The organism is Bacillota bacterium (genome assembly GCA_030019365.1).
Lineage (GTDB): Bacteria > Bacillota > Sulfobacillia > JACIYH01 > JACIYH01 > JACIYH01.
In genome coordinates this window covers 56,986-68,200 of the sequence record JASEFA010000012.1, presented here as the reverse complement: position 1 = coordinate 68,200, position 11,215 = coordinate 56,986, and the positions used below count along the sequence as shown (strand labels likewise).

The following is an 11,215-nucleotide window of genomic DNA, read 5'->3' as shown; positions in this document are numbered from 1 at the left end:
TACCCACACCCGGGAGGACCTGGACTTTGCCCTGGCCGCTTTCGCAAAGGTAGGCGAGGAGTTGGAGGTTATTTAGCTGCATGGTCGGGCCAGCGGAACGGCGGCGGGGCCCTCTGTCCGATGCCGTTGCCGGTGACGGCGGTGGTTGAGTGGACGGGGGCCTCCAGGGCGCCGACGCGAGGATGCAGCGTGACATTGTAGGCCCCACTAAGTTTCGCCGGGGGAGCCAGCTCGCGTGAGAGGGGGTGGGCCACCCGCGGGCGCCCCGGTTCATGCTATGGCCCCTCCTCCCTGCCTGTACGTGCCTTCTTGTGCTGGTCCGGGCAAGTGCCGCGAGGCCGCTGCGTCAGGGAAGCTGCCACAGACAGGCACCGCCTCTCCCTTTCTTGCCCTACCATGTACAGGGCTCGGAGGAGCGGAGGGGATCGTTCATGTGCGGGATTGCCGGCTGGGTGGACTGGGACCAGGATTTGACCCGGCATCGGGACATCGTGGAAAGAATGGGAGCTACGCTTGCTTGCCGCGGGCCTGACGACTCCGGCGTCTGGCTTTCGGAGCATGTGGGGTTGGCTCACCGGCGGCTGGCGGTGGTTGATCCGGCGGGGGGAGCCCAGCCTATGGTCCGGCACCGCGGCACGCGTACCGCCGTAATCGTGTACAACGGAGAGATTTATAACACACCGGAACTTCGCCGGGAACTCGAGGCGATGGACTGGACATTTCGGGGGCACTCGGACACGGAGGTGCTCCTCGCCGCGTACATGCAGTGGGGCCCGCGATGCGTCGAGCGCCTCAACGGCATATTTGCCTTCGCCATATGGGACGACCGCGACCAGAGCCTCTTCCTGGCCCGAGATCGCCTGGGGGTTAAGCCCCTCTTCTACGCTCGGCGGGGGAACGACCTCATCTTCGGCTCCGAGCTGAAGGCTCTGCTCGCCCACCCCGCCGTCGAGCCGGAAGTGGATGCCGAGGGTCTGGCTGAGGTACTGGTCATGGGCCCGGCCCGGACCCCGGGGCACGGGGTCTTCCGGGGGGTTTGCGAATTGAAACCCGGCTACTGGCTTTTCTTTGGGCGCCGGGGGTCGCGCCTGCACCGCTACTGGTTCCTGGAAAGCCGCCCTCACGAGGACGGCCTCCCTGCGACCGCGGGGAGGATACGGGAGCTTATTCAGGACGCCGTCCGGCGTCAGATCGTCGCCGACGTGCCCGTTTGCACGCTTCTCTCCGGCGGTGTCGACTCCAGTGCGGTAACGGCCTTTGCCGCCGGTGAGCTGTCGCGTGCGGGTTCGGAGCCGCTCCGCTCGTACTCGGTGGATTACGCGGGCAACGACCGCCACTTCCACTCGAGCGCTTTCCAGCCGGACACGGACGGACCCTGGGCAGCCCGCGTATCGCGGTTCTTGGGCACCCGCCACCGGGTGGTGTTGATAGACAGCGCTTCCCTGGCCGATGCCCTTTCCCGGGGGGTTTGCGCCCGCGACCTGCCCGGGATGGCTGATGTGGACGCATCCCTCTACCTCTTGTGCCGGGAAGTGAGGCGGGAAGCCACTGTGGCCCTGTCGGGGGAATGCGCGGACGAACTGTTCGGTGGATATCCGTGGTTCCGCCGAGAAGAAGACCTCAATTCCGGGACCTTTCCCTGGGTACGCATGCTCGAGCGGCGCACGCGCCTGTACTCGCCTGAGATCCTCGGCTACGTGCGCCCGGAGCGGTACCTGGCTTGCCGTTATCAGGAAGCCCTCGAGGAGGTGCCCGGGCTGCCCGGGGAAGACCCCCGTTCCGCCCGGATGCGGGAAGTGCTGTACCTCACGCTGACCCGGTTCATGCCCATCCTCCTTGACCGGAAGGACCGCATGAGCATGGCGGTGGGGCTGGAGGTTCGCGTGCCGTACTGTGACCACCGGCTGGTGGAGTATGTGTGGAACGTCCCCTGGTCGATGAAGTGTTGCGACGGGCGGGAAAAGGGCGTACTGCGCAGAGCCCTCGCAGACATACTGCCGGCTGACGTGCTGGCCAGACCGAAGAGCCCATACCCCAAGACCCACGACCCCATGTACCTGGCCCGTGTGCGGGAGCGGGTGCTGCGTATCCTGGAGGATCCTTCGTCGCCTCTCCTGCCTCTGGTCGACCTGCAGGCGGTCCGCCAGTTTGCCACTTCGGAGGTAGAGACATTTGAGCTGCCGTGGTTCGGGCAGCTGATGAGCGGGCCACAACTGCTTGCCTACCTGGTGCAGCTGGATGTCTGGCTGAGAGAGTACCGCGTGGCCATCCGGTAACGACAGCGCGGAGGGTGCCAGGGTCGAGCCGGTTGCGGGACGGCCCTATATCCTGCATCGCCCGAGTGCGGCAATCACGGGTGACGTCAATCCGCTTCAGGGCTGAGCCGGTTAAGCGGGGAGCCGTGAAGCTATCTGGAGGGCCGGGCGGTGACCAGCCCCAGGCGGGAGATTCTGACGCGTATGTGTGGGAGAACTTCGACCCGAGCGAGTTTCCGTTCCCATGCCGGCGCGAGCTGCTGCCACTTCCGTGGGTCCGAGCGCTCGAGTGCGGCAGCGAAGCCGAAAGGGTCGGGGGGTGTGGTGCTGGGGTTGCTGGTGGCGACAGTTGGTGCCGACCCCCAGACCGGCGTACCGCGTCTTACTTTCGGAAGTGCCGACCTAGTAAGTGGTTTTGAGCTTGTCCCTGCGCTGGTGGGACTGTTTGCCTTCGGAGAGGTCTTCAGGGAGCTCTCTCACGGAATTGACCAGTATGCCGGAACCGGGCGAGTTGGGAACAGCGCGAGGACCTCGTCCCTGACAAAGTGAAGGCGGATCACACGCGGGCGGTCCTGGTCATCGTCGAAGTGACAGCGGACAGCATCGCGCACGGCTTCCTTGAGTTCCGCGAGGGAATCCGCCTCGGTGAAGATTGAGTAGCCAAGCGCGCGCGCCTGGTAGCCGCCCTCGGGGGATTCCTCCACCAGGAATACGATCTCGGAATCCACGCAACCGCCTCCTCCTGCTTATGGTGCGGGGCTAGCGTATGATGCCACAGGCCCTTCCTGAACCTATTATCCCGCTGAGTTGGCCGGATGGCAACGCTGTGCTGCTTGTCCGACGCGGGGTCATGCCGGTGGGCTGTCGGCCTGTCGGCCCTCTGCTCGTTTGGAGCCCGACTTCGACAGCGGAAGGGCGTCTTGAGGTTGTGGTGCCCGAGTAAACCTATCTCCCGATGCACTGGATGGCGGACGCGGGCGGGGTATAATGAAGCATGGCCAGACCATGCGGTGATGCCTGGCGCGCGGGGCACTAAAGGTTTCGCATATTGCGGGAATACTGGAGGTCCACGACATGGCTGCGGGGGATCTCGTGGATCGGATCGATGTCAACCCGAAGGTAATGCTCGGGTGCGCGACGGCCGTTCCCCGCTCCTTTTGACTAAGCGGAAGGACCACGCGGACTATCTTGCCGGGAGGCTGGCTGGCCCAATCCGGAACGTCTTCGTGCTGCGGGGTGGCATGGGAGCCAGGCAGCGGCGGGAAGTGGCCGAGCAGGTGGCTGGTGTCCCGGACGGCGAGGAGCGCGTGCTGGTCGCCACCGGTAGGTACATCGGCGAAGGTTTCGACGACGCCCGGCTGGACACGCTGTTTCTGGCCATGCCTGTTTCCTGGCGGGCGGTCCTCCAGCAGTACGCGGGCAGGCTGCACCGCCTGCACGAAGGCAAGCGGGTGGTGATGATCTATGACTACGCTGACGTCCACGTCCCGGTGCTCGTCCGCATGTACGGGAAGCGGCTGAAGGGCTACCGCTTGAGCGGGTGCCTCTCGAGCAGCGCCTCATGATCCATCTCGTGCGGAAGGAGTACGACGTGGCGGTGGGCATTTTGGCCGGGATGAGGTATCCCCGCGATTGGTATGGCGGATACTCCGCCCTTCGGGCGGCGGAGCAGCTGGAAACCCGGTATCCCGAGCAAGTGCTGGCCTTTTACATGACGGGTCTGGGGAGCCTGAGCTGTTCTGGCTCCCGGAAGGAATACGCGCACAACGCCCGGGTAGTCCTGAAGCTCCGCCACACGTGGGTGGACGTCCTCGGGCAGCCGGAGAGGTGGCGTGCCTTTGCGAAGAAGGTGAAGGGGGAGAACCAGCACCGTCCCGCCTTTCAGGAGGAGTTTGCCCGAGTGATCCCCGACTGGAAGGAGATTTAAGGCAGCCTCGGTGGTGAACGCCGGTGATGGCATCGGGAAGGTAAGGCACGGTGGCCGTCCGGGGGCCAGAGAGCGCGGTCGGACGCCGGGCGCACGGGGAGAAGGCTCGTCCCCGTCGAATCCGTTTGCGGTGCGGGTGTGCGCCGGCAGCGGGCAGGTGCGTGGGAGGGGTAGGATGGTGCCCGGAGTTGAGGATACGGCGAAGGGACGTCCCCATCGACGAGGTGGACTGTGCGGACTGGTTCATACACTGGCACCGGTTCCGGAACGGGGACACCTTCATCGACCGTTTCGTGAAGGCGAACCCTGGCCTCAGCGAGCTTGAGCGGCGGCTGCTTGAGTGGTGGAAGGAGCCGGTGGGCCATGCGGGCCCATCCCGGTGCCGTGTGACGGGCGAGGAGCGCCTGCGTGTGTGATCTGGCAGAGGTGGCTGGCTGAGGCATCGGACGTGCTGCGAAAGTGCGCGAGACCCCTGACCTGCTCATCGCGGGCATAGAGCGGGTGCGCGATATTATGGTTGGGGGTTGGGGGGGGACGGCTGTGGCGTGTTGCGATACTGCTCTTCTTGAGGCCGCGCTTGCCGCTCTGCCGATCGGGGTTATCCTGGTCGACGGGCAGGATCGCATAGTTCTTGCCAACCGGGCGGCGGAGGAGACGCGGGGCATACGGGCCGGCGAGATAATGGGGAAGCACGTGCTGCTTTGCCATCCCGAGAAGTCGCGCGAGAAGGTGCAGCGGGCGCTTGCCTTCCTGCGCGGCCGGGAGGGCGCTGCTTTCCGGCGCATGGTGGTGGACACCCGGCGGGACCGGCGGTGGGAGAACACGTACGTGGCGCTGCGCGACGAAAGTGGCAATCACCTGGGAGCGATGGTGGTCACGGCCGATATCACCGAGAGGGTGAGGGCCGAAGAGGAGCGGTTGACTTACACTCTGCGCCTGGAGGAGAAGCTCGAGCAGGCGAGGCGGGAATTCGAGGATGCGGTCATGGCGTCGCTGGTCAGTCTGGTGACCGTGCTGGAGGCCAGGGACCCGTATACGAAGGGCCATTCCCTGCGGGTGTACGAGCTAGCCGTGAAGATGGCCGAGCACCTTTACGGGGTGAGCCGGGTGAGCAAGGAGGTAGCGGTTGCTGCGCAACTCCACGACATCGGCAAAGTGGGCATCCGGGATGTTGTGCTGAGCAAGCCCGGGAAGCTAGCCGACGAAGAGATGAGCCACATCAGAGAGCATCCATTGATCGGGGAGAGAATCGTGGCCTCCCTGCCGTATCTGGACTCGGTTGCCAGGATCGTCCGGCACCACCACGAACGCTTCGACGGGACCGGTTACCCGGACCGGCTGGGGGGAGATCAGATCCCGCTCGCTTCGCGGATAATCGCCGTTGCCGATGCGTATGACGCCATGACTTCCAGCCGGCCTTATCGTGGGGCCATGGAGCCGGAACGGGCGGCTGCGAACATCAGTGAGGGCGCGGGCAGTCAATTCGACCCCGCGCTGGCGGAAGTGTTCCTGGAACTCTTTTACTCGGGTACGCTGGGTTGACCGGGAGACAGACGTCGCGCGCAAGCGGTCCCTCGTAACAGTCGACCGTCAGGCCCGGGGCTATCTGGCTGGTGCATTGCGGTAAGGAGGCAGCCCTCCTCTCCATGATTCCCCCCCTCCTCGCCCACGGCATGATCCTGGTCGGCATCCCGGCCTCGGTCGAAGGCCTGGACCGCTATGGCTCCTACTACGGAGCCGTAGCCACCAACGAGCCGGAAGAGGTGAATCTGGCCGTGGCCCGATACCTGGGGGGGCGCATCACGGAAGTGGCCCGCCGCCTCGGGAACTTCCGCGAGTGACGTCTCGGCCGGTGGCGCCGTCGGGACGCCGCTCAGTGGCTGAGCGCAAATCCCCGCTGATCTGGGCCAGGAAGGAACCATTACGTTCAGCGGAGAGGAAACTCACCATCCGGAGCGGGTGGAGGGTCGGGCGGCCCACAGCCTGGGGTTTTACCCCTGTGGCGAGAGATCATCGCCATAGAAGAGAAGTATGGCGACGAGACTGGCCTTCTCCGTCTGGGGACGTTCTGGCGGAAGATTGGCCGGACCTGCGACATGCTGGGCCGGTACGAACAGGCGGTCCGGGCGTACGCGGAAGAGGCCCGGGCCTGGAGCTACCTGGGGGAGGCGGCACGCAGCCGTTCTGGTGTACGTGGACTGGGGCAACCGCTGCCAGGATGGGCGTTAACCGCTGCGCGCAAAGCGTACGCCCTGCAGGTGGCGTTGCAACCGCTACAGGGGCTGCAAGTGGTGTCTGATGCCCCCTACCTGCAGGGGCTGGTGAGCAATCTGGCTGGGCTGGGGGTGCCGGTCTTCCTGCGCTTTGGGGCGGAAATGAACGGAGACTGGACGGCTTGGTCGGGGGACCTCGCGGTCTTCGTCGAGAAGTTCCGCCTGGTGGCCAGGGCGGCGCGCAAGGCGAATAATGTGGCAGTGGTGTGGTGCCCCAACTCTGCCCCCGAAGACAACATCGCCCAGTATTACCCGGGCGACGACTACGTGGACTGGGTGGGGCTTAACTTTTACAGTGACTACTACATGAACGGTAGACCGTCAGAACCCTTGCCCTCGCAATACGTGCACCACCAGGGCCGCCTGGCTTCGCCCCTGGAGAAGCTGGACTATGTCTACGCGAAGTATGCTAACCGTAAGCCCGTGATGATCTGCGAGATCGGCGCCGCGCACCGTTCCGTGACGACGGGGGAGGACGTGACCTCCTGGGGGATGTCGCAACTGGGGATGCTCTACGGCAACCTGCCCTTGCGCTTCCCGCGCGTGAAAGCGGTGTTCTACTACAGTGTCGACCAGGGTTCACCCTGCTACCCGGCGGACAACAGGTGGTCGAATTACTGCCTCACCGACAACCAGCCGTTCTTGGGACGGTACCGGGAGCTGGTCTCGCTGCCCTGGTACCTCGAGCGGCCTGGAGATTCTTCTCCGGTGGCCATTACCCGCAGGGGTTCCTGCCCGACCAGCCCATAGCACGGTGGGAGATGGCGGTCCTGGTGGCGAAGGCCCTCAGGCTGTCGCCCGGGGGGCCGGGCGGCTTCAGGGATGAAGCGGATATTCCCGGAGTGGCACGGGGATACGTAACCGCGGTCAGAGACGTGGGGATCATGGTGGGCGACCCCTCAGGGGCCTTCCGCCCCCTAGACGGTGCCACCCGGGGTGAGGCGGCGAAGGTGGTGGTGCTGGCGACAGAAGCCGGCGAATGCCCCTGAACAGCGTGCGTCCAGCATGCGAACATCGACCGGCCTCTGTCGACGCCCACCGGCGCTCAATGGGCGGGGGTGAAGCAGCAGTACCCGATGGCGTCGCACCTGGACTTCATTTCGGCCCAGGTGGCATCGTCGGTGATGACCTCCAGGGCGGTGGGGTAGAGGATGGTGTTTTCCTTGAAGATGTGGTCGCGCAGGTGGAAGCCCACGTAGGCGGTCAGTTGGGCCAGCTCCTCGCGGAGACGGGCGAACTCCATCCCGGGCGCGGCCTCGGCCAGCTCGAGCAGGCGGTGCTTGCGGGGACGGAGGTCGTTGTGCTCCAGCCTCATGATGCGCGGCGGTCCGGTGATACCCCGCTTCTCCAGTTCCGGGAAGAGCACCTCTTCCTCGCGGGCGTGGTGCTTTTCCGCCGCCACCAGGTGCTCGGCCAGGTGGCGGAGCATCTCGTAGGCAGGGTTGGCCAGGTCGTACTCCTTCTCCTTTTGGATGCGTTCGTTCACGCTATCGAGCAGGTCCAGGAAGTGCAGGATCTCGTCGTGCTCCCGGTAGAAGGTGTCCAGCACGTGGCCCGGTGTGAGCCTGCCCCGGACGTCCCGCAGTTGGTCGTCCAGCACCTCCAGGTGGACGGCACACAGGTGCCGCAACTGCTGGGGATCGACACCCTCCTCGATCAGCTTCTGCTCGGCCAGGGAGAGTTCGGCCGGATTGATCTCCCGCAAGAGCGCCCTGGCCTCCTCCCGCACGGCCTCGGCCGCGCCGGGAGTGTTCAGGTTGCGCAGTACCTCCGTGAGACGTTCGACTTTCTCCATTTTCGCACGCTCCTTGAAGTCACGGGCTGTCTGTGCGCCGTTTCACCATTGTCTGTCAGCCACTCACCCGTGCCTTGTCGGCTGGGGGCGCCAGGTGAGCGGGGCTGGGCGTCTTGATCACCAGTACCTGGAAGGCCTCCCCGCGGTCGGCCCGCAGGGCGTGGGGGATCTCCCTGGGGCTCACCGCCAGGTCGGTCTCCCCCACGGGGGTGCTTTCGTCCCTGATGAGGACGGTGCCCTCGCCTTTCACCACGTAGAACAGCACGTCCACCGGCGTCACGTGGAAGGGGACCTCCTCGCCGGGCTGCAGGATGAGGTTCATGACGTGGACGGCGGGGATGTCTACCAGCTTGCGGCCCGTGACCCCGCGGGGGGTACGGGCAGCCTCCACCGACTCCATTCTGATGACCTCCATGAGCGTATCCTCCTTTCCGTACTTGTTTGGCTCGCTCGGGAAGCAGGGTGGCGGGGCGACGGTGACGGTAGGCGCGCAGGGCTACGTACAGCAGGGGGACCACTCCCAGCACGATGAAGGTGGTGTCCGGCAGGACGCGCAGCCACAGCAGAGAGACCGAACTTCCATTTGAGGGTTCCTCCTTCCGTACTTTCTGGACGTCTTTGTCCTCTTTTAGCTGAAAGACTAACCCATCCTCCTCACCGTCCTTCCTGCGACCCCCGGTGGAGGGAGGCCAGATGGGCGAAGTCGATCGATTTGAGGTAGTCCGATACCGCCCGCGCCAGTCCCCCGAGCACGGGGTGCAGGGGGCAGGGCCGGGAGGGGTCGCATTCGCCGGGCCACAGCAGGCACCGGTTGTAGACGATGGGGCCCTCCACTGCCTCCACGACATCGTGCAGGGTGATACGGGCGGGAGGGCGGGCGAGCCGGATTCCTCCTCGGGCCCCGCGGGTAGCCACGACCAGGCCGGCCCGGGCCAGGGCCTGGGTGATCTTGGCCAGGTAGGGCGCCGGCGCACCCTGACGGGCGGCCACCCCTTTGATGTCTCCGCTGTGGTCGGGCTGCCGGGCGAGGTCGAGGACCAGCCGGATGGCATAGTCAGACTGCCTGCTCAGCCTCATGTCCTCGCCTCCTCCTCCGGCCTCATCGGGCGGCCCTCCCCCGGCCTCATCGGGCGGCCCTCCCCCGGCCTCTTCTGCTGGCCCTCGCTCGGCGTCGTGGGGTCGCCCTCCCCTCGCCTCTTCGGGCGGCCCTCCTCGGGCCTCATCGACCCCGCCGGCCTCGTCGGGTGAGCCTCCTCCGGCCTCGTCCGATGATCTCCCGCCGGCCTCGTCGGGTCGCCCTTCCTCGGCCTCTTCAGCTCGCCCTGTTTGCTGGGCGAGTCCGCGGACGATGCCTCTGCCGGCAGGGTGCGGCCGGTGAGCTGTGCGTGGAGTTCGTTCAGCGGGCACCAGGGGACGTGCTCGGTCCCGCACTGCAGGCACACCCGCTCCAGGTCAGCCGGCTCCTGAAGGGCCGCCTCAAGGAAGCCGCGGAGCCCTGCCTCCAGTGCCCGCCTGGCCTCGGGGTCCATGCGTTCGAGGACGCGGCGCAGGGCCAGGTCACGCTTGCGGGTGGCTTCGACGAGGGTTTCCCGCCCGCGCGGGGTGAGGGCCGGGCGTACCTGGCGGCGGTCGCCCGTACGGGGTAGGCGCACCACCAGGCCGTGGGCTTCCAGGCGGTCCACCAGTTTGGTGGCAGCGGGATTGCTGATGCGGAGCCCTCCCGCCACGTCCGTGACCGTGCTTCCGGGGTGAGTGCCTAGGTAGTGAAGACAGGCGAGCTGGCTGGCCGAGATCCGGGCGTTCCCATCGCCGGCATGGGGCAGCACGCGGGAGAAGAGTTCCGTCAGCCTGGTCTGCACGGTGGTGGCGTCGGGGGATGGGGTCCCTGGCATCCGATCCCGGCCTCCTTCCTCGACGGCGTTCCAGAGCCATGAACCTGGTTAAAATATAACCCTGTTAATCGGTCCTGTCAATACCCCCCTTCAGCAAACCCGATCGCGGTGCAGGCACCCCAATTGGGGTGGTGATCGCGGTGCATAGACCCGGGTGCGTGCGGTGATCGGGGTGCAGGGACCGCGATCCGGGTGGCGATTGGGGTGTATACACCCTGGTCCGGCGGCGATCGTGGGTGTATAGACCCCGGTGGGTACGGCGGACCCCCCTGGGATCCTCGCGTCCCCGCCGCCCGGGTGCGGATTCCACCCCCACCTTCCAGCCCCGGCGCGAGGGCGGGTGGTGGCGCCGTTGACGTTCGTCAATGCCGGGGGAGGGTGTTCTCCCTAAGCTGAGGGTGGGGGCGAGTGCCACCCCCATTCGGGAAGGAGGGTTTTCCTATGGGCGGGTTCGACAGGGTGGTTCTGCTTGCCACCGGCCTGGTGGCTGCCTACCTGGTGTGGTTCTTCGCCGGAGAGCACCGCCGGGCGGGGGGCGAGGCCAGCCACAACGTTTACTACACGCTGTCATTTGGTGTTCTCCTGGTGGCCGGGCTGCTGCTCATCGCCTTTGGCTACGGTGTCCTGGCCAGCCCCCTGGTGGTGATCGTGGCGGCCCTGATCCCCCTGGCCCTGGCCACGGGTCTGGTGGCCCAGCACTTCCCCAGCTACCGGGTCACGTACCTGACCTTCGCCGTGGTTGGGCTGCTGGGCATTGCCGCCACCCGCTTCGTGGGACCTGCTGGCCTGGGGACCGCCGTGCTCGCCATCGTGCATTCCGCGGCCGGCCTCACCATCTTCTTCCTGCCCCTGGCAGCCATCCGGCGGGGTCGGGCGAGGCCGCCGTTCGCCCTGGTCACCGTGGGCGGCACGCTGATCGGGATCGGGGGGATTGCCCTGGCCTTCCTCAAGGCGGGCAGACCGATTCTCCCGGCTAGCTTCATCTTCGCCATACTCGCTCCCGTCCTATTCCTCATGACCCTCAGCTTCGCCCTGGGATTCACGAGGAGCAGGTCGGCAGGGCAAGCGTAACC

15 protein-coding genes are annotated in these 11,215 nt (G+C 66.1%); 10 read left to right on the top strand and 5 right to left on the bottom strand.

Annotation, left to right across the window (positions count from 1 at the left end; all coding sequences use genetic code 11):
* The first annotated feature begins 431 nt into the window (after nt 1-431).
* Both asnB and QME70_12945 read left to right on the top strand, forming a co-directional pair.
* On the top strand, nt 432-2,276 hold the full coding sequence (asnB, locus tag QME70_12950; GenBank protein MDI6895473.1) for an asparagine synthase (glutamine-hydrolyzing): 1,845 nt from the start codon (nt 432-434) through the stop codon (nt 2,274-2,276).
* 183 nt (nt 2,277-2,459) lie between these two features.
* Nucleotides 2,460-2,804 carry a tripartite tricarboxylate transporter permease gene (locus tag QME70_12945; protein MDI6895472.1) on the top strand — a complete coding sequence of 115 codons (345 nt, stop codon included), beginning with the start codon at nt 2,460-2,462 and terminating at the stop codon, nt 2,802-2,804.
* On the opposite strand, the gene QME70_12940 is transcribed toward QME70_12945, so the two are convergent.
* On the bottom strand, nt 2,732-2,983 hold the full coding sequence (locus tag QME70_12940) for a 2-oxoisovalerate dehydrogenase (protein ID MDI6895471.1): 252 nt from the start codon (nt 2,981-2,983) through the stop codon (nt 2,732-2,734). The two genes, QME70_12945 and QME70_12940, sit on opposite strands and share 73 nt — an antisense overlap.
* Before the next feature lie 513 nt (nt 2,984-3,496).
* On the opposite strand from QME70_12940, the gene QME70_12935 reads away from it, so the two are divergent.
* The 7 genes from QME70_12935 to QME70_12905 all read left to right on the top strand — a co-directional run bounded on the left by QME70_12935 (nt 3,497) and on the right by QME70_12905 (nt 7,444).
* A complete protein-coding gene (locus tag QME70_12935) occupies nt 3,497-3,820 on the top strand; it encodes a helicase (protein MDI6895470.1) in 324 nt (107 codons plus the stop codon).
* Complete coding sequence (locus tag QME70_12930; GenBank protein ID MDI6895469.1) at nt 3,817-4,182, top strand: hypothetical protein; 366 nt, start codon at nt 3,817-3,819, stop codon at nt 4,180-4,182. The genes QME70_12935 and QME70_12930 overlap by 4 nt, the downstream gene beginning before the upstream one ends.
* Nucleotides 4,183-4,370: 188 nt before the next feature.
* Nucleotides 4,371-4,598, top strand: coding sequence for a hypothetical protein (locus QME70_12925; protein MDI6895468.1), 228 nt, complete (start codon nt 4,371-4,373; stop codon nt 4,596-4,598).
* A gap of 43 nt (nt 4,599-4,641) precedes the next feature.
* On the top strand, nt 4,642-5,724 hold the full coding sequence (locus QME70_12920) for an HD domain-containing protein (protein MDI6895467.1): 1,083 nt from the start codon (nt 4,642-4,644) through the stop codon (nt 5,722-5,724).
* Nucleotides 5,725-5,795: 71 nt separating this feature from the next.
* Nucleotides 5,796-6,023, top strand: a complete 228-nt coding sequence (locus tag QME70_12915; GenBank protein MDI6895466.1) for a hypothetical protein — start codon at nt 5,796-5,798, stop codon at nt 6,021-6,023.
* A gap of 255 nt (nt 6,024-6,278) precedes the next feature.
* The gene (locus QME70_12910; protein ID MDI6895465.1) at nt 6,279-7,205 is read left to right on the top strand and encodes a glycosyl hydrolase; all 927 of its coding nucleotides are present in this window, start codon (nt 6,279-6,281) and stop codon (nt 7,203-7,205) included.
* 23 nt (nt 7,206-7,228) lie between these two features.
* Nucleotides 7,229-7,444 carry an S-layer homology domain-containing protein gene (locus QME70_12905; GenBank protein MDI6895464.1) on the top strand — a complete coding sequence of 72 codons (216 nt, stop codon included), beginning with the start codon at nt 7,229-7,231 and terminating at the stop codon, nt 7,442-7,444.
* 56 nt (nt 7,445-7,500) lie between these two features.
* Here QME70_12905 and QME70_12900 read toward each other — a convergent pair whose 3' ends face one another.
* The 4 genes from QME70_12900 to QME70_12885 form a co-directional block, all read right to left on the bottom strand.
* Nucleotides 7,501-8,250 carry a DUF438 domain-containing protein gene (locus QME70_12900; protein ID MDI6895463.1) on the bottom strand — a complete coding sequence of 250 codons (750 nt, stop codon included), beginning with the start codon at nt 8,248-8,250 and terminating at the stop codon, nt 7,501-7,503.
* 55 nt (nt 8,251-8,305) lie between these two features.
* The gene (locus QME70_12895; protein MDI6895462.1) at nt 8,306-8,665 is read right to left on the bottom strand and encodes a cupin domain-containing protein; all 360 of its coding nucleotides are present in this window, start codon (nt 8,663-8,665) and stop codon (nt 8,306-8,308) included.
* A 239-nt stretch (nt 8,666-8,904) separates the two neighbouring features.
* The gene (locus tag QME70_12890; protein ID MDI6895461.1) at nt 8,905-9,327 is read right to left on the bottom strand and encodes an Rrf2 family transcriptional regulator; all 423 of its coding nucleotides are present in this window, start codon (nt 9,325-9,327) and stop codon (nt 8,905-8,907) included.
* A complete protein-coding gene (locus tag QME70_12885) occupies nt 9,324-10,142 on the bottom strand; it encodes a MarR family transcriptional regulator (protein ID MDI6895460.1) in 819 nt (272 codons plus the stop codon). Before QME70_12885 ends, QME70_12890 begins: the two co-directional genes overlap by 4 nt.
* Nucleotides 10,143-10,583: 441 nt before the next feature.
* Between QME70_12885 and QME70_12880 the strand changes: the two genes are divergently transcribed.
* The gene (locus QME70_12880; GenBank protein MDI6895459.1) at nt 10,584-11,213 is read left to right on the top strand and encodes a hypothetical protein; all 630 of its coding nucleotides are present in this window, start codon (nt 10,584-10,586) and stop codon (nt 11,211-11,213) included.
* Nucleotides 11,214-11,215 lie beyond the last annotated feature (2 nt).

Excerpts from the sequence above, each read along its gene's own strand:
- QME70_12885 (MDI6895460.1), bottom strand. The coding sequence starts at position 10,142 with ATGCCAGGGACCCCATCCCCCGACGCCACCACCGTGCAGACCAGGCTG.
- QME70_12930 (MDI6895469.1), top strand. The coding sequence starts at position 3,817 with ATGATCCATCTCGTGCGGAAGGAGTACGACGTGGCGGTGGGCATTTTG.
- QME70_12945 (MDI6895472.1), top strand. The coding sequence starts at position 2,460 with ATGTGTGGGAGAACTTCGACCCGAGCGAGTTTCCGTTCCCATGCCGGC.
- asnB (MDI6895473.1), top strand. The coding sequence starts at position 432 with ATGTGCGGGATTGCCGGCTGGGTGGACTGGGACCAGGATTTGACCCGG.
- QME70_12890 (MDI6895461.1), bottom strand. The coding sequence starts at position 9,327 with ATGAGGCTGAGCAGGCAGTCTGACTATGCCATCCGGCTGGTCCTCGAC.
- QME70_12910 (MDI6895465.1), top strand. The coding sequence starts at position 6,279 with ATGCTGGGCCGGTACGAACAGGCGGTCCGGGCGTACGCGGAAGAGGCC.
- QME70_12900 (MDI6895463.1), bottom strand. The coding sequence starts at position 8,250 with ATGGAGAAAGTCGAACGTCTCACGGAGGTACTGCGCAACCTGAACACT.
- QME70_12935 (MDI6895470.1), top strand. The coding sequence starts at position 3,497 with ATGGGAGCCAGGCAGCGGCGGGAAGTGGCCGAGCAGGTGGCTGGTGTC.
- QME70_12880 (MDI6895459.1), top strand. The coding sequence starts at position 10,584 with ATGGGCGGGTTCGACAGGGTGGTTCTGCTTGCCACCGGCCTGGTGGCT.
- QME70_12895 (MDI6895462.1), bottom strand. The coding sequence starts at position 8,665 with ATGGAGGTCATCAGAATGGAGTCGGTGGAGGCTGCCCGTACCCCCCGC.